Below are 22,538 nucleotides of genomic sequence, written 5' to 3'. Positions count from 1 at the left end.
ATCGACAGGCTCATCCATTTGATTCCTACAAAAGTTTACTTAATCTTTTCTTCTTCATAATCACCGTTCGGGCAGACGACTTGCTTGCCACCACCACGAACCTTCTTCTCAACCAGATAATGGTCACATTTTGGACAGGCACGACCGACCGGCTTATCCCAAGATGTAAATTCACATTCTGGATAACGGTCACATCCGTAGAAAAGACGATTGCGTTTGCTCTTGCGCTCAATGACCTGACCCTGATGACAGACTGGACAGGTCACGCCGATTTCCTTGGTGATTTGCTTGGTATTGCGGCAATCTGGGAAATTGCTACATGCGTAGAATTTACCAAATCGCCCCAGTTTGATGACCATGGGATGACCACAAACGTCACAGTCAAATCCGGCAGGCTCATCCTTGATTTGGATTTTCTCCATTTGCTCCTCAGCCTTGGTCAACTCTATCTTGAAAGGCTGGTAGAAGCTATCGATAATCTTCTGCCACTGCTCTTTTCCAACCTCAACGTCGTCCAATTTCTGCTCCATTTCGGCTGTAAATTTGACGTTGACGATGTCTGGGAAAAATTCAACAATCAATTTATTGACAATCTCGCCCAGCTCTGTCGGCTCAAATCGCTTGGCAGCCAGTTTAACATAATAGCGTTTTTGGATGGTCTCAATGGTCGGTGCATAGGTAGATGGACGACCAACACCATTTTCTTCCAAGGTCTTGATTAGTGTCGCCTCAGAATAGCGAGCTGGTGGCTGCGTAAAGTGCTGCTCAGGATTGGTAGCGGTCCGAGTAACCGTATCACCTTGCTCCATATCCGGCAACATTTTATTCTTGTCTGAGTCGTTGTAAACCGCCATATAACCGTCAAACTTGACTTGGCTACCATTAGCCGCAAAGAGAACACCATTTTTCCCTAGACGAACGCTCATGGTGTCAAATACAGCCGCAGCCATTTGGCTGGCTACAAAACGATTCCAAATCAGTGTATAAAGACGGAGCTGGTCCTTATCCAGATATTTGGCAATGGATTCTGGGGTCAGATTGACATTGGACGGACGAATAGCCTCGTGGGCATCTTGGGCACCACTGGCATTTTTGAACTTGCTGCCATGCTTAGAATAGTTTTGACCAAACCGCTCTGTGATAAAGGCAGCAGCCTGCTCCTGAGCCACTGGACTAATCCGCGTCGAATCGGTACGCATGTAGGTAATAAGACCCTGCGTGCCGCCTGTTCCAAGACTGACCCCTTCATAAAGCTGCTGGGCAATCATCATGGTCTTCCGCGTACGGAAATTGATTTTATTGGCCGCATCCATTTGCATGGTGGAAGTGGTGTACGGTAATGGCGCATTGCGTCTCCGCTCCTTGCGTTCGACTTGCTCCACCAAGAAATCATCACCCTTTAGCCTATCCAAGACTTCCTTGACTTGGTCATTGTTTTCGATTTTGACTTTCTTGCCGTCCACTCCATAAAATGATGCCTGGAATTTTTTCGTTCCTTTTTTGAAGGTAGCGTCAATGGTCCAGTATTCTTCCGGCTTGAAATTGTTGATTTCATTTTCTCGGTCAATGATGAGCTTGAGGGCAACGGATTGCACGCGCCCTGCCGACAAGCCTTTCTTGACCTTTTTCCATAAGATTGGCGAAATCGAATACCCTACGATACGGTCCAAGACCCGACGGGCCTGCTGGGCATCGACCAAGTCATGGTTGATAGCACGCGGCTCCTTGAAGGCATTTTTTACCGCATCCTTGGTGATTTCATTGAATACCACACGGTTTTTGTCCTGCTCATCCAAGCCCAAAATGTGGGCCAAATGCCAGGAAATCGCCTCTCCTTCCCGGTCCGGGTCACTCGCCAGATAGACTTGTTTGGCATTCTTGGCCTCTTTTTTCAAAGAATTGATGAGCGGCCCTTTACCACGAATATTGATGTATTCTGGTGCGTAGTTATTGTCAAAGTCAATGGACATGCTGGATTTTTTCAAATCACGGATATGTCCGACCGAGGCAACTACCTTGTAATTTTTACCAAGATATTTCTCAATGGTCTTGGCCTTGGCAGGCGACTCTACGATAACCAGATTTTTCTTGTTCGCTGTTTTTTTCTTACTAACTGTTTTTGTAGCCATTCTCATTCCTTACAAATATTTTTAACTCACAAAGAATATACTATTTTTCAGCTAGTGTCAAGATTTTTATTTTCCTATAGGAAAACTTATTTTAAAATTGATAGTCAGAAATGATGTCCAAGCCCGATGTGACGCACTTTGCGCCCTCTTGAATCAAATGATGACATCCGTCAGATTTTCCGTCTAAAATGGAGCCTGGAATGGCAAATATTTCCCGCCCTTCTTCCAGGGCACGCTCACAAGTAATCAGGCTACCCGACCGCATTTTTGCCTCGCAGACTACCAGTCCGCCGACCAAACCAGCGATAATCCTATTACGCTCTGGGAAATGAAACTTGAGCGGCTGTTCACCAGGCCCGTACTCTGTTAAGACCAGATGATGCTTGCCTATATAGGACTGCAAATCTTTATTTTCCTTGGGATACGACACATCCAAGCCTGTACCGATGACCGCAATGGTCTGTCCACCATTTTTTAGGCTGGCGATATGGGCCGCCGTGTCAATTCCACGCGCCAGACCGCTGACAATGACATAGCGATTCTGAAGTTCCTTAATAATCTTCTGGACTGACTGGATGCCGTTTTTACTGGCATTTCGCGTACCAACCACGCCCAACTTTGGTTTATCTAGCAAGTCAAGGTCTCCTTGGTAAAAGAGCAAGACTGGTGGATTGTAAATTTCCTTGAGGGCCAAGGGATAAATGTCATCCAAAATAGAAAAGGATGGAAAGCGATTAAACTCCTCACGGCAGGCCTTGATGTCCAAATTTTTATAATTTTCCATGAAGAGAATGGGATTTTTGCATTCAGATACGACAGCCATGTTGCGCAAGGATAGCTTTTTATCGTACTTTTCTTGGTAAACCAAGATTTTGTGAATATTGAGATTGGTCAGACCAGCCTTTTTCAACTTAAAAATATCAAAATTATTCATATTAATTACCTCTCTACCTGATTTGTTCGTAAAAAAAATAAATCTCCGAAGAAATTCATAGAAAATTTTGAAACTTTTTTATTCTGAGACTAACAAATTCTTAAGAAATTCTCTGAAATATTGTTAGATTATTCTATTGTTCCTATTTTTTAATAATTAATTTGATTGCCTCTTGCAATCGTCTCTCTTGCTCCTCTGGGTCATCAGAAGGATGTTCAATACAGGATTGAACTTTTTGTGCAATGGCAATTCCCATCATGCTATTAATACTGGATCGGACTGCACTAAGCTGCGTTACAATATCTATACATTCTTGTTCTTCTTCAACCATTTTTTGAATACCGCGAAGTTGACCTTCTGCGCGTTTTAATCGGTTCATCATATCTTTTTTATCTGTCTTCATATTTTATATGGTACCGATTGTTTGTAAAAAAGTCAATTCAAAAACTTGACAAGTTATCCTCATCTTTGTTATATTTAAAATACCCTATAGGGTATCTAAGAGGAGGACACATGCTTAAACAAATCTTATCAGGAATCTTTTCATCTTCTGAGAGTCTTACTGTGGCAGAACTGCCACAAGCCTTACAAGAACCCAATACTATATTATTGGATGTCAGAGAAGTCAATGAATTTAATTCTGGACATATTGCACAAGCAATCAATAGCCCACTGAGTCAACTTGAAAACTTCAAAGGCGATAAAACGAAACAGTATCTCGTCATTTGTCAATCAGGCATGCGCAGTCAACGGGCTACTGAGTATTTGACTAGTCTTGGATACCATGCACTGAATGTTCGTGGCGGAATGAATGCCTGGAACGGTCCTATCAAAGGAGATCAATAAATGAAAATTCTAATTATTGGTGGTGTTGCGGGAGGAATGTCCGCTGCTACTCGTCTCCGTCGTCTGATGGAGGATGCCGAAATTATCGTATTTGAAAAAGGTCCATACGTCTCCTTCGCTAATTGCGGACTTCCCTATCACATTTCTGGAGAAATTGCAGATCAAAGCAGTCTATTACTCCAAACACCAGAAAGTTTACAAGAGCGATTTAATCTGGATGTTCGGCCTTTTCACGAAGTCATTAACATCCACCCTGACAAACAAACGGTCACTGTCCAAACTCCAAATGGGCAGGTCGAAGAAACTTATGATAAATTGATTGTATCGCCAGGGGCAAAGCCCTTTATTCCTACCCTAGAGGGTATAGAAAATGCAACCAATTTGTTTACTTTGCGAAATGTACCTGATTTGGAAAAAATCATGACACAACTGAAGAAAGTAGAAAATGGGAAAGCAGTTGTCGTCGGTGCTGGTTTTATTGGTTTGGAAATGGCTGAAAATTTGGCACTCAAGGGAATGGACGTCACACTGATTGAACAAGCTCCTCATGTCTTGCCGCCTTTGGATGAAGAAATGGCTAGCTTTATTGAGGCTGAACTAATATCGAAAGGAATTCGTGTCCTCACGGGTCAGTCTGTGACAGGTTTCAGCCACAATGGACAAGTATTATCTTTAGCAAATGGGGAAACAATTTCTTCTGACTTGACAATCTTATCTGTCGGGGTACAGCCAGATTCAACATTAGCTGCTGATGCAGGAATCGCAGTGGGACTTCGCGGTGGTATTTTGGTTGATGAAAATTATCAGACCAATCTACCAAATATTTATGCGGTAGGTGATGCTATCGTGGTTAAGCAAGAGATAACCGGGCAAGACGCTTTGATTTCTCTAGCCTCTCCTGCCAATCGACAAGGTAGACAGGTTGCTGATGTCATTGCTGGTTTAAAACGTATCAATAAAGGGTCTATCGGGACAGCCATCGTTAAAGTATTTGACCTAGTCGCAGCCTCAACCGGTCTAAACGAACGGACGGTTCAGACGCTTGGATTTAACCATGCGGTCGTACATACAACAGGCAAGGATCATGCCGGTTACTATCCGGGTGCAACCGATATTGTCCTCAAGTTGATTTTTTCACCAGTTGATGGCAAAATTTATGGGGCGCAGGCTGTTGGCCAAAAAGGGGTTGATAAACGCATTGATGTAATTGCGACAGCTATTAAGGCTGGTTTGACAATTTTTGATTTACCAGAACTTGAGTTGACCTACGCACCTCCATTTGGCTCGGCTAAAGATCCGGTCAACATGATTGGCTACGCAGCCCTCAATATCGCAGAAGGATTGAGTGAGAATATCCAGTGGCATCAATTGGAGCTAGAGTTGGAAAATGGTGCTATTTTATTGGATGTCCGGAATCATAATGAAGTGCGAAAAGGTCATTTTAAAGATTATATACATATTCCACTCGATCAACTCCGTGACCGAATGAATGAATTAGATAAAAATGAGCGCTACATCGTCAGCTGTCATAGCGGTCTCCGTTCTTATATTGCTGAACGTTTGTTAAAACAACATGGTTTCGATGTAAAGAACTTAGACGGTGCCTATTCTCTCTATAAAATGGTGCGACCTAACGCTATCTTAAACTAGATTATCCCTCCAGACTAGATGGTTCTGGAGGAATTTTTATCTTTTCAATTGACAAATTATTTTCATGATTATATAATCTAGTTATGTATACTAGATTAAACAAAAACGAAAGCGATCATCAATTGCCCTATTGGGAAGACTTGCCAGAGATTGATTTGTATCTAGATCAGGTCTTGCTCTATGTCCATCAGGCTACGCAGTTTTCACCGTCTAAGGAGGACAAGGGGCTGACTGCATCTATGGTGAACAATTATGTCAAACACAAGCATTTGGAAAAGCCTATCAAAAAGAAATACCAGAAACACCAATTGGCTCGACTGATTGCGCTGACTTGTTTGAAGAATGTATTTTCCATCCAAGAAATCAGCCAGACCCTGAATATCTTACAGTCCCACTACTCTTCAGATAGGCTCTACAATTATTTTGTGGATTGTATGAATGAAAATGAGATGGAGACAGCTCCTGAAATCATTCGTTATGCTTGCCAGACCTTGAAACTCTACCGCAAGACGCATCAGCTGGCTTTAGAATTAGAAAGAGGCTAGTCATGGATTACAAAATGAAACTCAGTATTCCCCTAACATTCGGCGAAGAAGTCGCTAACAGCGTCACGCATGCTATTGGTGCCCTTCTGATGCTGGCTCTACTGCCCATTACCGCTGTGCATGCCTTTAAGGATTACAATATCACTGCTGTGGTTGGAATGTCCATTTTTGTCAGCAGTCTGTTCCTGATGTTCCTCTCTTCTTCTATCTATCATTCCATGCCCTATACTTCGGTCCATAAGTATGTTTTGCGGATGATTGACCATAGTATGATTTACATCGCCATTGCGGGCAGCTATACACCTGTTGCTCTCTCCTTAGTCGGTGGTTGGTTGGGCTATCTGATTATCAGCTTACAGTGGGGCATTACGATTTTCGGCATTCTCTACAAAATATTTGCCAAAGAAATCAATGAAAAATTTAGTTTGGCACTCTATCTGATTATGGGCTGGCTCATCATTTTTATCCTGCCGGTCATTTTCCAACAGACCAATCTGACTTTCGGGCTCCTCATGTTGGCAGGGGGATTGTCTTATTCAATCGGTGCTCTCTTTTATGCCAAGAAACGACCCTATTTTCACATGATTTGGCACTTGTTTATTCTCCTAGCCTCAGCCCTGCAGTATATCGCCATTGTCTATTTTATGTTATACTAGAAATCCGATAGACGTTCCAATTTCATGCGATTTTTTGCTTTCCATGATAAACTGATACATAGGAAATGTTAGAAGCTGCATTCAGAGCTTGGCACTTTTATATAAGTTCACCTTACTTGTGAATACAGTTTCTTAGAAAGTAAAAATTATGATTACCAAAGAATTTGACACCATTACTGCCATATCGACTCCCTTGGGTGAGGGCGCTATCGGCATTGTCCGCCTATCAGGAACCGAAGCTTTTGCCATTGCCAGCAAGGTTTTCAAGGGCAAGGATTTGGCGACTGTTCCCAGCCACAGCCTCAACTACGGCCACATTATTGACCCTGCGACGGGGCAAGTGCTTGATGAGGTCATGATTGGGGCCATGCGTTCCCCAAAGACCTTCACGCGCGAAGATGTCATCGAGATTAATACCCACGGAGGCATCGCCGTTACCAACGAAATTCTCCAGCTCCTGATTCGCCAAGGTGCTCGGATGGCTGAGCCGGGTGAATTTACCAAGCGGGCCTTTCTCAATGGTCGAGTGGACTTGACCCAGGCCGAGGCAGTCATGGACGTGATTCGGGCCAAGACCGACAAGGCCATGCACAATGCTGTCCGTCAGCTGGACGGCTCCCTATCGCAGCTCATCAATGACACCCGCCAGGAAATCCTGACAACTCTAGCCCAGGTCGAGGTCAACATCGATTATCCTGAGTATGACGATGTCGAGGAGGCAACCACCGAGTTAGTCCGTGAAAAGACTCTCCAATTCCAGGCCTTGCTGGAAAATCTCCTAGCCACTGCTCGCAGAGGTAAGATTTTGCGAGAAGGAATTGCGACAGCTATCATCGGCCGACCAAATGTCGGCAAATCCAGCCTACTCAATAACCTCCTCCGCGAGGAAAAAGCCATCGTAACCGACATTGAGGGTACCACTCGTGACATCATCGAGGAATATGTTAACATCAAAGGCGTTCCCCTCAAGCTGATTGATACTGCTGGTATCCGTGAAACGGATGACATCGTTGAAAAAATCGGTGTGGAACGGTCCAAAAAAGCCCTTGAGGAGGCCGACCTGGTCCTGCTTGTCCTCAACGCATCTGAGCCCCTGACCGAGCAAGATATAACTCTGCTTGCTGTATCAGAAAATGCCAACCGCATCATCCTGCTCAACAAGACAGACCTGGAAGAAAAGATTGAGGCTGACCAGATACCTGATGATGTCATCCGTATCTCCGTCTTGGAAAACCAGAACATCGACCAAATCGAAGAAAAAATCAACCAGCTCTTCTTTGAAAATGCTGGTCTGGTAGAGCAAGATGCCACCTACCTCTCCAATTCTCGCCACATTTCCCTGATTGAACAAGCCGTCCAAAGCCTGCAAGCTGTCAATGACGGACTGGAAATGGGCATGCCTGTTGATCTGCTACAGGTTGACTTGACCCGCTGTTGGCAGATATTGGGAGAAATCACAGGTGATGCCGCTCCAGACGAACTCATCACCCAGCTCTTTAGCCAATTCTGTCTTGGAAAGTAAGGAAATTTAGGTGTGGAGATCGTGCTTACTGAAGAGCTGCAAGGCTTCCATGGCACTTTCACAACGCTCATCCTAGAAAAATGCTTGACTAAACAGCAGTCTAGTGGCATTTATTCAGGCAAATAAGCAAGTAATCCCTATTCATGTAATGCAAATTATTTACATGGATTTTTCTTTTTTATTCTTGCTTTTTCATTTTTGTTTTGATTGTTTTTTTTACAAAATATTTGTTATAATAATGTCATAAAGGAGGTCTTCCTATGAAAAAAATTATCATTCTGCTATCTACCGTTTTTCTCCTTGTGCTAGGTGTCATCAGCTGGAAACTATTAACCTCTGGTCATGCCAAGTTTGAACTCCAAGATTCAGCTTCAATGTATATTATTTATCCTAATCAGATTGAGACCTATCAACTAGAAGGAAATGACCTCAAGCTCTTGAATCGACAAGAGATGGGAGGCATTGTTTTCCCTCTAGGAAATAGCCACAAGCTCCAAAATCGTTATCTGATGCTCTCAAGCAGCGCCCCAAAATCCTACGCAGAAAATGTCACTTCGCTGGATTTTGAAACAGGTACGATTTCCCAGAAAGCCACCAAGTTTCATGATTACATTGCAGGGAGCGACGAGCACCATCTCTATATGGCTGGTAGGCACCTGACTTGGTTTGATACGAGTGGCAAAGAGGCTGGACAGCTTACTCTGCCTGAAGATTTTTCTACCCTGCCTAGCATCATGACCGATTCTGGCGATTTGCTTGTTCTGTACGGTCACAGGTATGTAATTGATAAACCTGAAGAAACCCGTGCTTACTATCTGATTTTTGACAAGAAATCTGAGAAAATTGTAGACGAGATTGAGGTACCACTTAGTCATCAAGTCCACCAAGGCATCTTGAAAAATGGTCTTGTCTATCACCCGATTTTGACCTATTATCATGGTAATGGGCAACAGGAAACCTCTTATGATGTGCAGACCTTCGATCCTAAAACAAAAGAAATCGGGAAAATCCATCTCTCTCATCCGCATCCCTCTACCATTCACAATCTGGGAGACAAGCATCTCCTATTGATTGAACATGATAGTTATATTAGCAAATATCCTCATTTCACCCTCTATAACTTAGAAACTCAAGAAGAGAGCTACCATGCCTTTCCTAACTTATCTGATAGCGACAGCCCAATCAAACATATTCAACTGTTGGATCAAGAACGATTACTGTTCACAAAGGATAATCAAGTCATCATTTATAATTTCAAACATTCTGAAATTCTCAAGCAGACAAACCTGCCATCTGAATATGTAGCTGGTGTCTGGCTTACCCCCTAAGAAAAAGGAACTCGCTCGAGTTCCTTTTCACTTCTATTCTTTATCTTGTAAATCAACGCTTGGTACTGTTGTTGCAGCATCGTTAGTCGCTTGGAAGAGGTCTACTTTCTCATAGCCAAAAAGATTGGCGTAGATAGAGGTCGGGAACTTCCTGATTTTTTTATTGTAGGCTGTTGCCACCGTATTATAATCCTTGCGGGCCACTAAAATCCGATTTTCTGTGCCTTCAAGCTCGGTAATTAAGTCCGATACCTGCTGGTTGGCTGTGATTTGTGGATAATTTTCCGCCACTACCAAAAGGCGAGAAACTGCTGAATCTAGCTGAGTCTGAGCCTGATTGTACTCTGCGGAACCTTGCTGGCTGGAACCAATCTTGGCACGCGCATCCGCGATAGCTGTAAAAATATCTTTCTCATGCTCCATGGCCCCCTTGACGGCCGATACAACGTTGGGAATCAGATCATAACGTCGCTGGAGCTGGGTCTGGACATTGGCCTGGGCGTTCTCCACTTCGGCGTGGCTGTCCACCAGACCATTGTACTGACCGATTACTCCTATTCCCAAAAATAGCAAAGCGACTAGGGGGATGAGGAAGGTTAACCATTTTTTATTCATACTATTTCCTTTCTTTTTCTACCAACCAGATGAGGCGCCGCCTCCGCCGCCTCCACCACCGGACCAGCCACCTCCGCCGCCAAAGCTAGATGAGGAATGGTCAGAATGATGGTAATGATAATCGTCGACCCACATCCAAAGTAGGCTACCTGGACCACCTCCGCGGCCACCACGACTGGACTTATCAATAATGATAAAAATAATAACCAGAACAATAATGAGGAAGAAAAATGAACCGACATCATCGTCACTATAAGTTTCTTGACTTTCTAAGCTAGCCAGCTGCTGGGCTCCCAGGTCTGTCCCGTAAAAGCGGTCGCCGATGGAATTGACAATGTAGGTGACACCAGCATCATAGTCCTCCTGGCGGAAAAACTCCCTGGAGGAATCTAAAATATCTTTGGCCTCTATATCCCTGATGACGGTGGCTGCATTGTCCGAGGTCTCTATCCGAAACTGCCTGTCATCTATGGCAATGACCAGCAAAATCCCGTTATCCGTCCCAGAAAATCCCACCTGCCAGTGACGAAAGAGCTCATTGGAAAAACTTTCTAAGTCATCATTCAGATGGTCCGTCACATAGACCCCCACCTGCAATTTTTGACCGGTACGCTCCCATTCTTGATTCTTTTGGTCAATACTGGCGATCGTATCAGCTGATAGGTAGCCTTGTTGGTCTACTACCGTCGTATCCAGCGGCCGATCTGGCAACTGGTCCGCTCTAACAATTGGCGGAAATAAGGCCAGCAAAACTAGTAGACTGACCAAGATTCCGCCTAGCCATACCACATACTTTCTCATCTCAACACCTCCTTCGGCACAAAAAGACAAGAAATCATCTATTTTCTATATACAATTATATCATATTGTGTACTGTTGAACAATATTTTTTATGTCCCTCTGCAATCTGGGTAAGACACGTTCCTTGAACCAGGGATGCTTGGCCTTCCAGATATTATTTCTAGGAGAAGGATGGGGCAGAGGAAAATAACTGGGCAAATAATCCTCAAAATGTCGGACCCTTTCGGTCAAGTTCCTCTGGGATTTCCCAAAAATAGCTTCCTGAGCATAGCTCCCAATTAAAAGCGTCAGATCAATATGAGGCAAATGTTGCAAGATGAGCGGATGCCACTTGTCAGCGAAGTCCTTGCGCGGTGGCAAGTCACCTGTCTTACCCTTACCAGGATAATAAAAATCCATAGGAAGAATAGCAAACAGACCTGAGTCATAAAAGGTTTCTCGGTCTACCCCCAACCAATTCCGAAGATTATCGCCACTAGCATCATCAAAAAGTCGACCTTTTTCTTGTGTTTTCAAACCCGGCGCCTGCCCGATAATCAGAATGCGAGCAGTCTCAGGCGCCTGAAAGAGCGGTTCAATCCCTTGACGTGTAAAAACTTGATTGGCAGGGTCAGACATAATAGCCCGACGAATGGAGAATAGCTGCATATTGTGTCTCCTAAAAAAGACGGAAATCCCGTCTTTCCATCTCTTATTTAATCAACTCATAAATGGCCTCTGCGTAAATTGCCGCGGCACGATAGAGGTCTTCTATATCCGCAAATTCATTGGCCTGGTGCATGGTATCTGTGTATCCTGGGAACATGGCTCCATAGGCAACGCCACGCTCTAGCAGGCGACCAAAGGTTCCGCCACCGATGACTTGCTCGTGACCTTTCAGTCCTGTGTGTTTCTCATAAACAGACAGGAGAATGGCTACCATTGGGTCGTCAATCGGGCAATAATGCGGTGTGTGACCGTGGGCTGACAGGCTGACACTTTCTACCTCAAATTTCTCCAAGCCAGCCTTGATGACTTCAGGACTGGTGTTTTTTGGATAGCGGAAATTGAGGGCAATGGTGTTGTCTGCTGCGCCTGCATCAAACTTGAAGACACCAGCGTTCATGGACAGGGCACCCATTTGCTGGTCGTAGATAGCTACGCCTAATTTTTTCGCATCGTGGTCCTCAAATAGAGTTTCTCCGGCAAGTTCCAAATAAGCCTTGGCTGCACCTTCAAAGGCAAACTGGTTGAGGAATTTAGCCAAGTAGGTCGCCCCATTGACCCCATTTTCTGGGTGGGCACCGTGGGCTGATTTTCCGATGACGGTCACTTGGACACGACCGTCAGACAGATTATCCGCGCTAGCTGACACGCCGTATTCTGCTGAGAAGGCTGCCAATTTATCCTCAAGACTATCTAACTGACCAGAGATGACTGCTGTCGCGGACTCAGGCACCATGTTCTCACGAAGACCGCCTGTAAAGCTATGCAACTGAGCAGCTCCGCTATTTTCCCCAGCAAAATGCAAATAAGCTGTGATGTTGCCCTTTTCACCGTTGATAATCGGGAATTCGGCATCAGGAGAAAATCCGAAATCTGGCAGAGGGAGACCAACGTTTGCGAAGTAATAATCCATGTCCGCCCAGCCCGACTCTTCGTCGGTACCTACGATGAAGCGGACTTTCTTAGAGATTGGCAAGCCCAATTCTTTGATGATTTTCAAACCGTAGTAGCAAGCCATAGTCGGCCCCTTGTCGTCGGACGAACCGCGCGCAAAGAGCTTCCCATCGATGATTTGTGGATCGTAGGGGTCTGTATTCCAGCCACTACCAGCAGGAACTACATCCAAATGCCCGAAGATACCAAGCACCTCATCGCCTTCACCGAACTCAAAATGTCCAGCATAATTGTCAACATTTTTGGTCGGATAGCCGTCACGCTCAGCAATTTCTAGAAATTTATCCAAGGCACGGACAGGACCCGGTCCGAATGGGTGTTGGGCATCTGCTTGGCTATCGTCGCGCTCTGAATTGATGCGCAAGAGGTCGAATAAATCCGTCATGAATTCATCCTTGCGTTTGTCTACTTCTGCTCTAAAATTGATTGTCATACTGTCTCCTTTGCAATGTAAATGTAAGTCTATTTTATCATAATTTATCATGCAGATATAGAAAAAACTGACCTTTTTCAAGATCAGTTTATTCTTATTCAAATTCCAATTGCACCTTGTCCGTAAAATAAGACTTGTAGGCTGCGTATGATGCGATAACGGAGGCCAGACTGGTAGCCGACAGGAGCATGAACATGACCATAATCTGGTAACGAATGGCAGCTACAGGGTCAACACCTGCAAAAATCAGACCAGACATCATGCCGGGCAGGCTGACCAGACCAACCGTCTTGGCTGAATCAATAGTCGGTTGCATTCCTGTCCTGATACTTTCGCGCAAAATGTCCTGCGAAGCCAATTTGGCAGGCGCGCCCAAGCTCAATTTCTCCAAGACCTGCTGGCGATTATCCGTAAAGAGACGGTACATGGCTCGATAGGACAGACCGATGGCCGACATGGCATTGCTAGCTAGCATACCAGAAATAGGAATGACCTGCGAGGGAATGAACTTAATAGCCCCCGACCAAATCAAAATGCTCAAGGTCAATCCAGTGGAAATCAGAAGCGCAAAAAATGGATGCCAGAAGGACTTGTTGACGACAGGATTACGCTTATTGGCCTGACGACTAGCATTGTAGAGAATGACTAGGACCATGACCAAGCTCAACCAGCCATTAGATACTTGAAAGACAAACTTCAAGACATAGCCGACCAGAAAGAGTTGGACCACCGTCCGCAAGACAGCCATCACAATGTCTTTGGTAATTCCCAGTTTTTCCTTTTGGCTGATTCTAAGCGCAATCAAGACCAGACCAAAGACCAAGGCCAGAGAAAGATTGCTTACATTTACTTGGTTCATTGGACAATTCTCCCCTTCTCTACCTGGATAATGGTGCTGGCTGCTGCTATTTCCTCCACATCATGCGTGACTTCGACAATGGTGTGTCCTGCCTTGTGGTAATCGGCAATCAAGTCATGCACCAAGGCTTTGCTTGTCGCGTCTAATCCAGCCGTCACTTCGTCCAGTAAGAGCACCTGGGGCTCAAAGAGAAGATTGCGGACCAAGGCCACGCGCTGTTTTTCACCGCCCGACAATTCGGAGATTTTCTTGTCTAAAAATGTCGCTGGTAAATCCACCTTGGCAAGGGCTTGAACCACGCGTTCTTCATCAACATCCAGCTGACGAATGTTAAAGGGAAAGGCAAGGTTATCCCGCACCGTTTGCCCAAAGAGAACCGGCTGCTGGAAACAATAGGAAACCTCTCTGCGGTAGAGAGGCATATCCATTTGTGCCAAATCCTGAGACTGGTAGAGAACTTGTCCTTGACTAGGAGAAGTCAACCCTGCCAGCAGTTTTAAAATCGAACTCTTACCAGACCCGGACGGACCAACCAAGGTCAGGCGCTGACCAGCATCTATACTGAGCGTCACATCCTCCAAAATGGTCGTGTCCGCATGGACTAAGCCGACTTGATTTAGCTGAAAAATCGGCATTAGTGACCTGCCTCCTCTGCCTCTTCCGCAGCCATTGCAATAGCCTGAGTCTCGTGAATAGTGCCATGCGCATGGTGAGCAGGACCATAGATAGAATAGAGTTTCAAGTCCTCATCGCCAATGTTGATAACATTGTGGTAGGTATCTTTTGGAATTAAAATGGCAAATTCTGGAACTACTTCTGTATCAAGGGTAATGTTGTCCGCATCTGTTCCCATGATAACCCGTCCCTTCCCTTGCTCCACGCGCAAGAATTGATCATTTTCAGCATGCACTTCCGCGCCAATATCCCCACCAACTGGAATCGACATGAGGGTCACCTGCAAGAGTTCCCCAGTCCAAAGGGCTGTCCGGTAGTTTGTATTTTCCAAGGTTGCGTCTTCAATATTTGTTACAAATGGTGCTTTACCAAAATCTTTCGTTGTCATCTTATATACCTCTCAAATTTTAATCATTCTAAAGTTTATTTAGAATTGTTATAATTATAGAACTTCATCTGCAACTTGTCAAGAAAGAAATTGAAAAAAATTCATAAAAAAATTGACCAGCTTAACTGATCAATCTTTCCTAGTAAAATGAGCAATTTCTTCTTGGCTGGTCGCATCTACAAAAGCCACCTGCTCTAGATTGCCAATCAGGTCAAATAGGGACTGACTGTTTGACTGGAGCTCCTCTGCCTCTTTGTCAGAGGCTTTATCTACCTTCAAAAATACTGTCAATTGATAGGGTTCCTTGTCTGATTGGATTTCGATATGGTCATAAGTATAACCTTCAGGATAATCCTGTAAAGCAGCTAACTGAATGACCTTGCTATTGTCACCAACATAGTCTGTTTTGTACTGTTCCAGATTCACCTCTTGGCTTTTTTCTGCCTGACAGGCTGCTAAAAAGACGAGGAACAAACAGGAAACAAGAAATAAATATTTTCGCATGACTTTTCCTCCTGAAGCTTATATACTTTAAATTGTAAACCCTTACACAAAGCCTGTCAAGAAAATTGACTTCATGTAATGTATACTAAGAACAGGCTGTATCAAGCTACTCTCTGTCACCTTTGTAACGTAAACCCATAGCATTGATAGCGACAATAACCGTTGATAGACTCATGAGCACGGCCGCCAATAAAGGATCCACCATAATACCCATGCTTGGATAAAGGATTCCAGCAGCTAAAGGAATGGCGATGATGTTGTAACCTGCCCCAAACCAGAGATTTTGCCTCATTTTGCGGATGGTTGTCTTGGCAATGCTCAACATATCCAAGACCGCTGATGGATTGGATTGAACCAAGACTACATCTGCAGAGTGGATGGCAACAGAAGTTCCTGCGCCAATGGCAAAGCCTAAATCTGCCGTCGCTAGAGCAGGCGAATCATTGACCCCATCTCCGATGAAAAGAACTGCCCCACGCGCCTGATAGTCCTTGACCAGCTTCGCCTTATCCTCTGGTTTAAGTTCAGCTCGGTAATCTTCTATGCCCAACTGACTGGCCACTTTTTGTGCAGTAGCTGGGTTATCTCCCGTCAACATCACAGGACTAATGCCCTGCGCTTTCAAGCCTTCTACAAAATCTTTAGCATCTTCTTTTATCTGGTCTCCCAAGGCTACAAATCCCAAGACTACACGATCAGCCACCAAAAAACTCAAAGTAAGGCCCAAATCAAGATAAGGTGCAATCACGTCCTGATCCACTGACAAACCTATTTCCTGCACACCTTTGTAGGAAATAATTTCATAAATCCTTCCATCCAAGACGCCTCGAATCCCACTACCAGGGATATTCTCAACCCGTTCTGCTTGATAGAAAAGTGGACCTGCCGCCTCCACAATCGAAAGGGCAATTGGGTGGGTTGAAAGAACTTCTAACGCTGCCATTTTGGCCAGCGTATCTGCTCCCTGAACCAAGTCTTGACTGTGGCGAACTTGAAATTTTCCGTCGGTCAAGGTTCCGGTCTTATCCATCAAGGCAAACCGAATCTGGTTAACCTGTTCAAGAGCTGTTCGGTTCTGAACCAAAAGACCATTTTTTGAAGAAATCGTGGTCAATCGCGCCACAACAAGGGGAATGGCTAGACCAAGGGCATGCGGACAGGCAATGACAAAAACAGAAACTGCCATCATCAAGGCAAAGGCAAGATTAGCCGTCATGGTCCAATAAATAAAGGCCAAAATCCCCACAATTAAAGCTGCATAGAAGAGCCAAGAGGCTACGCGGTCAGCCATATTTTCAAGCTTGGATTTCTGATTTTGCGCTTGACGGACCATTTCGGTCACCTGCGCCAAAAAGCTGTCCCTACCAAGACTGGTCACTTCCATTTCAAAGGGCATGTTTTGATTGAGCGAACCACCGAATACCCTATCTCCCGCCTCTTTTTTGACAGCTCGAGATTCCCCAGTAATCATGGATTCATCAATATGAGCAACACTCAAAATCTTACCATCGGCCGGAATTTTTTCATTTTCCTTGACTAAGAGGAAATCCCCAATCTGCAAGTCCTCTACCGCAACATCTGTCCCATCCTTGAGATGGGCTTTTTTCGGAATGAGAGTGGCCAAGTCTTTCAGGGCATCGCCTGCTCCCATAACTGCCTTCATCTCAATGATATGCCCAATCAGCATAATGACAATCAGCGTAGACAACTCAAACCAAAAGTTCATGCTTTCTTGTCCCAATAGCGCTAAAATTGTTGCATAAACGGAGTAAAGATAGGAAACAATAATCCCCATGGAAATCAGGGTCATCATTGCAGGTTTTTTAGCTTGCAACTCCCCTCTAGCTCCGTTAAAGAAAGGTGTTCCTGAGTAGAAGAAGATAATAGAACCTAATATCAGCTGGACAAGTTCAATACCCGGAAAACGTAAAAGAGTGAAACCTGCAATTGGAGAAATGGCAAGTAGGGGAATCATGACTGCCACTGCGACTTTGAGTTTTGTATTCATATCCCCCATGTGCATCATGTGCCCACCATGCTCCATCATGTCATGGTCATGCCCTTGGTGATGCTGATGAGCATCATGAGTATGATGAGAATGATGACTGACGTCAGAGCCCCCTACATGATGATGGTCGTGATGGTCAGAATGATGATTGGCGTGAACCCCCTCTTCATGAGGATGCTCCTGCTGATGAGAATGATGGCTGGTCTGACCAACTTCCTCAGAATGCATCATATGTTGGTGTTCCTGCTTATTTTCTTTTGAATGGTTCATAAGATAACTCCTATTTCTGTCTACATTTGTAATCGTTTTACAATTATAGTTTACACTTGTAGTCAAAAAATGTCAACCGATTGGATCAAAAAAACCTAGAATGGGAGTGAACCCAACTAGGTTATACAGTTTATCAAAATCTGCTCATTTCAAATTAAAAACGGTACTAGCTAAGTAATCCGACAGGCATGGAAAAAGGGTATAAAGTTTATGAGCGAGAGCTAGTGACAAAGGCAGGTTGACCTCACGTTTCTTGGTTCCCATGGCTGAAACAATCTTCTTGGCAACATAATCTGGCTGTAGTAAGAAAGCCTTGACGCTCTCTTGATAGCTTCCGTCTGGATCTGCTTGGTCGAAAAAGCTGGTCGCAATAGGCCCTGGGTTGACCGTAGTAACTGTGACACCGTAGGGAGCCAACTCCAAACGAATGGTATTGGAAAAGCCCATGGCCGCAAACTTGGTCGCCGAATAAACAGAGGACTTGGCTGAAGCGATCAAACCTGACATGGAAATGATATTGATAATCTGCCCACTCCGTCTGGCCTTCATCCGCTTACCTGCCAAACGACATAAGGTCATCAGGGCAAAGGTATTGATGTCAAACATAGCTTGCACCTGCCGGCTGGAGAAATTCTCAAAATCATCGTAAATCGCATAGCCAGCATTATTAACCAGAATATCAATCTGCCCATACTGGCTATCTAGCTCCTCAAAGAAAGCTGTCAGAATCGCCTCGTCACGAATATCCACATCAAACACAGCCTTTTTCTCATGATAGGCGTAGAGTTGTTCGATTTTGTCCACGTCGCGACCCAGCAGAATCAGAAAATCATCTGCCAAGAGGGGAACCATTTCCTGCACCAAACCACCTGATGCGCCTGTTATCAAAATGGTTCTCATAGTTCAATTTCCTCCAAGTCCTTGACCACATGAACTTCTTCAAAAATGGTCTTAGCATCGCGTCGTAGCTGACTAACATCCTTGGCCAAGAAACGCGGACTGATATGATTGAGCAAAAGTCGCTTGGCTCCCGCCTCACGCGCCACTTCTGCCGCCTCCATATTGGTTGAATGTCCATGCCGACGCGCCATCTTTTCATCGCCCTTACCATAGGTCGCCTCATGGACCAAGACATCCGCATTGACCGCAAGTCGCACACTGGTATGGCATTTGCGTGTGTCTCCCAAGATTGTCACAACCTTACCCGGACGTGGTGGCGATAGATAATCACTGGCAATGATTTCACGACCGTCCTCTAGGGTAATATTCTCGCCATTTTTGATTTTTCCAAAGAGGGGACCAAAGGGTACACCGGCAGCACGGAGAGCATCCGCATCCAGCGTTCCCTCCAAATCTTTTTGCATGACGCGGTAGCCGACACATGGCACCGTGTGATCCAGCTTGTCTGCGAATACCGTAAATTTGTCCGTCTCAAGAACCTTGCCAACTGTCTCTACGTCAAACTCATGAAAATGAATGCGGTAAGGCAAGCGGGAACCTGACACTTTCAGACTGGCCAAGACAAAGGAACGAATGCCCGTCGGACCATAAATTTCAATATCCGTCTGCTCCTCACTAGACTGGAAAGAACGGCTGGACAAGAACCCGGGCAAACCAAAAATATGATCGCCATGCAGGTGAGTAATGAAAATCTTAGCCACTTTGCGCGGACGAATGGTTGTTTCAAGGATTTGATTTTGCGTTCCTTCGCCACAATCAAAGAGCCAAACCTCATTGATTTCGTCCAAGAGTTTCAAGGCCAAGCTGGACACGTTTCTTGCCTTGGAGGGTTGACCCGCCCCCGTACCTAAAAAATGAATATACATTGTTATCTTTCTAAATTTTAAGAGTGTTGTGTGAGTGCAGTCTGTTTGAGGAGCAGGACAAGCCAATGCAGGCAGAACTAATGTTCAGCAAATCGGCTTTACCTTTTCATCAGACAGAATCCGTCACACAGTAAAGAATGGCAGAGCGACCCGACCAAGCAACATACCGTTGACCGTCATACTTTTCTGCCGCTTGCAGGACTTCTTCTTGATTGAGACCACTTATTTTGACAAATTGGTCACTAACAGCCACATCCGTCAGAAGAAATTCTGTCTCTTCTGCCACCAAGATAGTCTCATCAAAATCATTGCCTTTCATCCACACCTTGCCTGCTTGCTCAAAGACTACATAGTGAGGGAAAATTTGCGCAATCTCAAACAGCAAATTCTCTGCAACCTCAACGTCCTGATCGGCAAAGACCTGCGCCAGTCCAGTCCCATCAACATAGGCAAAACCGAAAGCCTTGCCTGATAAATTCAAGCGGACAAAGGGCTTTTCTTCCGCAAAGCTAGGTTCTTTTGGAAAAAGGCTCAGCTGCTGAGATAAAGTCAGATAGTAGTCCGTCGCCTCTTCTGGTCCTTTTTTCTGGTAGATTTCCGCAAAATAGGCATTGATGACCGACGGCGGTGGCGTGATAAAATCCAATTTCTGCTGGTCGGTCAATCCTGCCAATTTTCCAGCCAGATAGACCTTGTCCAGACTGGTAAAACCGCCATATTTGACAGCCAAATCAAGATAATCCGTCATAAAATTCTTCCAACTTCCATTTATTGCTGGAAGCGATATAGCCTGATACCACTTCCACATCCTCTTCGTAGGTCCGATGTTCAATCAGGGCAAGAGTTGCTAAATCATGCAATTTATAAGATTCAGCAAGTGGCACCCTGACCTCAAACCGTTCAAACATGGTCTTAATCTTAGCCAAGACCATCATCTGGATATGACCTTTGGCATTTTCATCCTTAGCGGACAGCATGACATGTGGGAACTGACTGGGGGTAAAGCTGTCATCGGTCTTGTCCAACTTGTTGTAGAGAGCTAGACGTGGAATGTCCAGCATATCCAGGTCTTTTAGAATGTCCAAGACCACCTGTTCCTGCTCACTGTGATTGGGGTCAGAGGCGTCGATGACATGGAGCAAGAGGTCCACGTTCATGGACTCTTCCAAGGTGGACTTGAAGGCAGAAATCAACTCAGTCGGCAGGTCCTGAATGAAACCAACCGTATCGGTCAAGGTCACGTTGAACTTGTCAGCCAAGTTTATCTGCTTGGTCGTGGCATCAAGTGTGGCAAAGAGTTCGTCGGCCTCGTACTGTCGCTTGTCGGTCATGGCATTCATGATAGTGGATTTACCAGCGTTGGTATAGCCAATCAAGCCAATCTTAAAGACGCCTGATTGCAGGCGGCGTTCACGGACAGTCGCTCGGTTTTTCTCCACCGTTTTGAGTTGGCGTTCAATGTCGTGAATCTGGTTGCGGATGCTCCGTCGGTTGAGCTCCAACTGGCTCTCACCCGGTCCACGAGAGCCGATTCCCCCTGCCTGACGGCTGAGCATAATCCCCTGTCCAACCAGCCGCGGCAACATATACTTGAGCTGGGCTAGGTGAACCTGCAGTTTTCCTTCGTGACTCCGTGCTCGCATGGCAAAAATATCCAAAATCAACTGCATACGGTCGATGACTTTGACACCTAAAATCTCTTCCAGATTGACATTCTGGCGGGGGGTCAGTCGATTGTTGACAATGACGGTATCAATTTCATCAGCTTCGACCATCTGGGCAATTTCTTCTAGTTTCCCTGAGCCGACAAAAGTCTTGCTGTCGTATTTTTCTCGTTTTTGAGTGTAGACTCCCTTGACCAGAGCGCCAGCCGTCGTAGCAAGGCTTGCCAACTCCTCCATGGACATGTCAAAATTATCTGTCTGCTGTAGTTCCACTCCGACTAGGAGGGCGCGTTCTTGTTCTTTCTGGGTTTCAATCATTTAAAAATTCCTCCACGGCAGTGAAAATCTGCGACTTGTAATCTGGCTCACCTACTGAATAAAAGGGAACCTGCATCCGATTTCTGAACCAGGTCAATTGGCGTTTGGCAAAGCGTCGGCTATTTTGCTTGACCTTATCAACTGCTTCTTCTAGCGAACGCTCACCTGCAAAATAAGGGAAAAACTCCTTGTAGCCAATTCCCATTGCTGCTTGAGCTTCTGGGTGTTCTTGGTAGAGCCAGCTAACTTCATCTAGTAAGCCCGCCGCCATCATCTTATCCACGCGCTGATTGATACGGTCGTAAAGAACCTGTCTGTCATCTGTCAGGCAGATGTAAAGAGGCTCATATTCTGACTCTGTATTTTCTAAGTTTTTGCCAAATTTTTTCAATTCCAGTCCACGAATGATTCTCCGTCGGCTGTTTCCCTCGACCATCAAACCTGCCTGCTCTGCCATTGTTTCCAAATCCTCGTCAGACAAGCAGTCGAGTTCTGCCCGATAAGCAAGAACTTGCTCCTGGTCAACTTGACCGCCCAGGTGGTAGCCTTCAAGCAAGCTCTGAATGTAAAGCCCTGTCCCACCCACGATAATAGGCAACTTGCCACGACTTTTAATGTCAGCAATCAGGGCCTTGGCTTCTGCTACAAATTCATAAGCCGAATAACCATCGGTCACATCCCGGACATCAATCAAATGATGAACTGCTGCCGCCTGCTCCTCTGGACTGGCCTTGGCTGTCCCAATATCCAGCTTGCGGTAGACCTGTTGGCTGTCTCCGCTGATAATTTCGCCCTTATAGCGCTTGGCCAGCTCAATTCCCAGCGCTGTTTTTCCCACCGCTGTCGGTCCCAAGACCACAATTACCTTAGTTTTCATCTTTTTCCTTGAAAATTTTTTGTTTTTTCGC

23 protein-coding genes are annotated in these 22,538 nt (G+C 45.2%); 6 read left to right on the top strand and 17 right to left on the bottom strand.

Annotation, left to right across the window (positions count from 1 at the left end):
- Positions 1 to 35: 35 nt before the first annotated feature.
- From topA to ACVC7T_RS00475, 3 genes are all read right to left on the bottom strand, one after another.
- Positions 36 to 2,129, bottom strand: a complete 2,094-nt coding sequence (gene topA, locus ACVC7T_RS00485) for a type I DNA topoisomerase (RefSeq protein WP_105122789.1) — start codon at positions 2,127 to 2,129, stop codon at positions 36 to 38.
- A gap of 91 nt (positions 2,130 to 2,220) precedes the next feature.
- Entirely contained in the window at positions 2,221 to 3,063 is an 843-nt protein-coding gene (gene dprA / locus ACVC7T_RS00480; RefSeq protein WP_172095214.1) for a DNA-processing protein DprA, read from the bottom strand.
- Positions 3,064 to 3,205: 142 nt separating this feature from the next.
- Positions 3,206 to 3,466: a metal-sensitive transcriptional regulator gene (locus ACVC7T_RS00475; RefSeq protein ID WP_105122788.1), complete on the bottom strand. Its 261-nt coding sequence runs from the start codon at positions 3,464 to 3,466 to the stop codon at positions 3,206 to 3,208.
- Positions 3,467 to 3,576: 110 nt separating this feature from the next.
- On the opposite strand from ACVC7T_RS00475, the gene ACVC7T_RS00470 reads away from it, so the two are divergent.
- The 6 genes from ACVC7T_RS00470 to ACVC7T_RS00445 all read left to right on the top strand — a co-directional run bounded on the left by ACVC7T_RS00470 (position 3,577) and on the right by ACVC7T_RS00445 (position 9,610).
- Positions 3,577 to 3,909, top strand: a complete 333-nt coding sequence (locus ACVC7T_RS00470; RefSeq protein ID WP_394731790.1) for a rhodanese-like domain-containing protein — start codon at positions 3,577 to 3,579, stop codon at positions 3,907 to 3,909.
- Positions 3,910 to 5,559 carry an FAD-dependent oxidoreductase gene (locus ACVC7T_RS00465; RefSeq protein ID WP_447262260.1) on the top strand — a complete coding sequence of 550 codons (1,650 nt, stop codon included), beginning with the start codon at positions 3,910 to 3,912 and terminating at the stop codon, positions 5,557 to 5,559.
- Between the two features lie 83 nt (positions 5,560 to 5,642).
- A complete protein-coding gene (locus tag ACVC7T_RS00460) occupies positions 5,643 to 6,104 on the top strand; it encodes a DUF1836 domain-containing protein (RefSeq protein WP_125265623.1) in 462 nt (153 codons plus the stop codon).
- Between the two features lie 2 nt (positions 6,105 to 6,106).
- The gene (trhA, locus tag ACVC7T_RS00455; RefSeq protein ID WP_105160804.1) at positions 6,107 to 6,760 is read left to right on the top strand and encodes a PAQR family membrane homeostasis protein TrhA; all 654 of its coding nucleotides are present in this window, start codon (positions 6,107 to 6,109) and stop codon (positions 6,758 to 6,760) included.
- Between the two features lie 148 nt (positions 6,761 to 6,908).
- Positions 6,909 to 8,282, top strand: coding sequence for a tRNA uridine-5-carboxymethylaminomethyl(34) synthesis GTPase MnmE (gene mnmE / locus ACVC7T_RS00450; protein WP_447262259.1), 1,374 nt, complete (start codon positions 6,909 to 6,911; stop codon positions 8,280 to 8,282).
- Between the two features lie 260 nt (positions 8,283 to 8,542).
- Positions 8,543 to 9,610, top strand: a complete 1,068-nt coding sequence (locus tag ACVC7T_RS00445; protein WP_447262258.1) for a hypothetical protein — start codon at positions 8,543 to 8,545, stop codon at positions 9,608 to 9,610.
- A gap of 33 nt (positions 9,611 to 9,643) precedes the next feature.
- Here the strand turns inward: ACVC7T_RS00445 and ACVC7T_RS00440 are convergent, their stop codons facing one another.
- The 14 genes from ACVC7T_RS00440 to miaA form a co-directional block, all read right to left on the bottom strand.
- A complete protein-coding gene (locus tag ACVC7T_RS00440; RefSeq protein WP_105110594.1) occupies positions 9,644 to 10,225 on the bottom strand; it encodes a LemA family protein in 582 nt (193 codons plus the stop codon).
- 18 nt (positions 10,226 to 10,243) lie between these two features.
- Positions 10,244 to 11,026, bottom strand: coding sequence for a TPM domain-containing protein (locus ACVC7T_RS00435; RefSeq protein ID WP_172058882.1), 783 nt, complete (start codon positions 11,024 to 11,026; stop codon positions 10,244 to 10,246).
- A gap of 60 nt (positions 11,027 to 11,086) precedes the next feature.
- The gene (locus tag ACVC7T_RS00430; RefSeq protein WP_447262257.1) at positions 11,087 to 11,674 is read right to left on the bottom strand and encodes a uracil-DNA glycosylase family protein; all 588 of its coding nucleotides are present in this window, start codon (positions 11,672 to 11,674) and stop codon (positions 11,087 to 11,089) included.
- Between the two features lie 43 nt (positions 11,675 to 11,717).
- Entirely contained in the window at positions 11,718 to 13,118 is a 1,401-nt protein-coding gene (gene pepV / locus ACVC7T_RS00425; RefSeq protein ID WP_447262256.1) for a dipeptidase PepV, read from the bottom strand.
- A gap of 94 nt (positions 13,119 to 13,212) precedes the next feature.
- Positions 13,213 to 13,977, bottom strand: a complete 765-nt coding sequence (locus tag ACVC7T_RS00420; protein WP_447262255.1) for an ABC transporter permease — start codon at positions 13,975 to 13,977, stop codon at positions 13,213 to 13,215.
- A complete protein-coding gene (locus ACVC7T_RS00415; RefSeq protein WP_394733711.1) occupies positions 13,974 to 14,612 on the bottom strand; it encodes an ABC transporter ATP-binding protein in 639 nt (212 codons plus the stop codon). The genes ACVC7T_RS00420 and ACVC7T_RS00415 overlap by 4 nt, the downstream gene beginning before the upstream one ends.
- Complete coding sequence (locus tag ACVC7T_RS00410; RefSeq protein ID WP_172079226.1) at positions 14,612 to 15,040, bottom strand: cupin domain-containing protein; 429 nt, start codon at positions 15,038 to 15,040, stop codon at positions 14,612 to 14,614. Before ACVC7T_RS00410 ends, ACVC7T_RS00415 begins: the two co-directional genes overlap by 1 nt.
- Before the next feature lie 129 nt (positions 15,041 to 15,169).
- Entirely contained in the window at positions 15,170 to 15,544 is a 375-nt protein-coding gene (locus tag ACVC7T_RS00405; protein WP_394733712.1) for a DUF4825 domain-containing protein, read from the bottom strand.
- Between the two features lie 106 nt (positions 15,545 to 15,650).
- Positions 15,651 to 17,822, bottom strand: a complete 2,172-nt coding sequence (locus ACVC7T_RS00400) for a copper-translocating P-type ATPase (protein ID WP_447262254.1) — start codon at positions 17,820 to 17,822, stop codon at positions 15,651 to 15,653.
- Between the two features lie 144 nt (positions 17,823 to 17,966).
- Entirely contained in the window at positions 17,967 to 18,722 is a 756-nt protein-coding gene (locus ACVC7T_RS00395) for an SDR family NAD(P)-dependent oxidoreductase (RefSeq protein ID WP_105161191.1), read from the bottom strand.
- Positions 18,719 to 19,648, bottom strand: coding sequence for a ribonuclease Z (rnz, locus tag ACVC7T_RS00390; RefSeq protein WP_105161190.1), 930 nt, complete (start codon positions 19,646 to 19,648; stop codon positions 18,719 to 18,721). Before rnz ends, ACVC7T_RS00395 begins: the two co-directional genes overlap by 4 nt.
- Positions 19,649 to 19,757: 109 nt before the next feature.
- Positions 19,758 to 20,396 (bottom strand): cystathionine beta-lyase, encoded by a 639-nt coding sequence (locus ACVC7T_RS00385; protein ID WP_105161189.1) that lies wholly within the window; start codon positions 20,394 to 20,396, stop codon positions 19,758 to 19,760.
- On the bottom strand, positions 20,380 to 21,630 hold the full coding sequence (gene hflX, locus ACVC7T_RS00380; RefSeq protein WP_447262253.1) for a GTPase HflX: 1,251 nt from the start codon (positions 21,628 to 21,630) through the stop codon (positions 20,380 to 20,382). The genes ACVC7T_RS00385 and hflX overlap by 17 nt, the downstream gene beginning before the upstream one ends.
- Positions 21,623 to 22,507: a tRNA (adenosine(37)-N6)-dimethylallyltransferase MiaA gene (gene miaA / locus ACVC7T_RS00375; protein ID WP_447262252.1), complete on the bottom strand. Its 885-nt coding sequence runs from the start codon at positions 22,505 to 22,507 to the stop codon at positions 21,623 to 21,625. Before miaA ends, hflX begins: the two co-directional genes overlap by 8 nt.
- Between the last annotated feature and the right edge of the window lie 31 nt (positions 22,508 to 22,538).

Source organism: Streptococcus sp. P25B114 (assembly GCF_053010325.1).
Note: the sequence above shows the minus strand (reverse complement) of the source record. Positions and strands in the feature narration are given on the sequence as shown.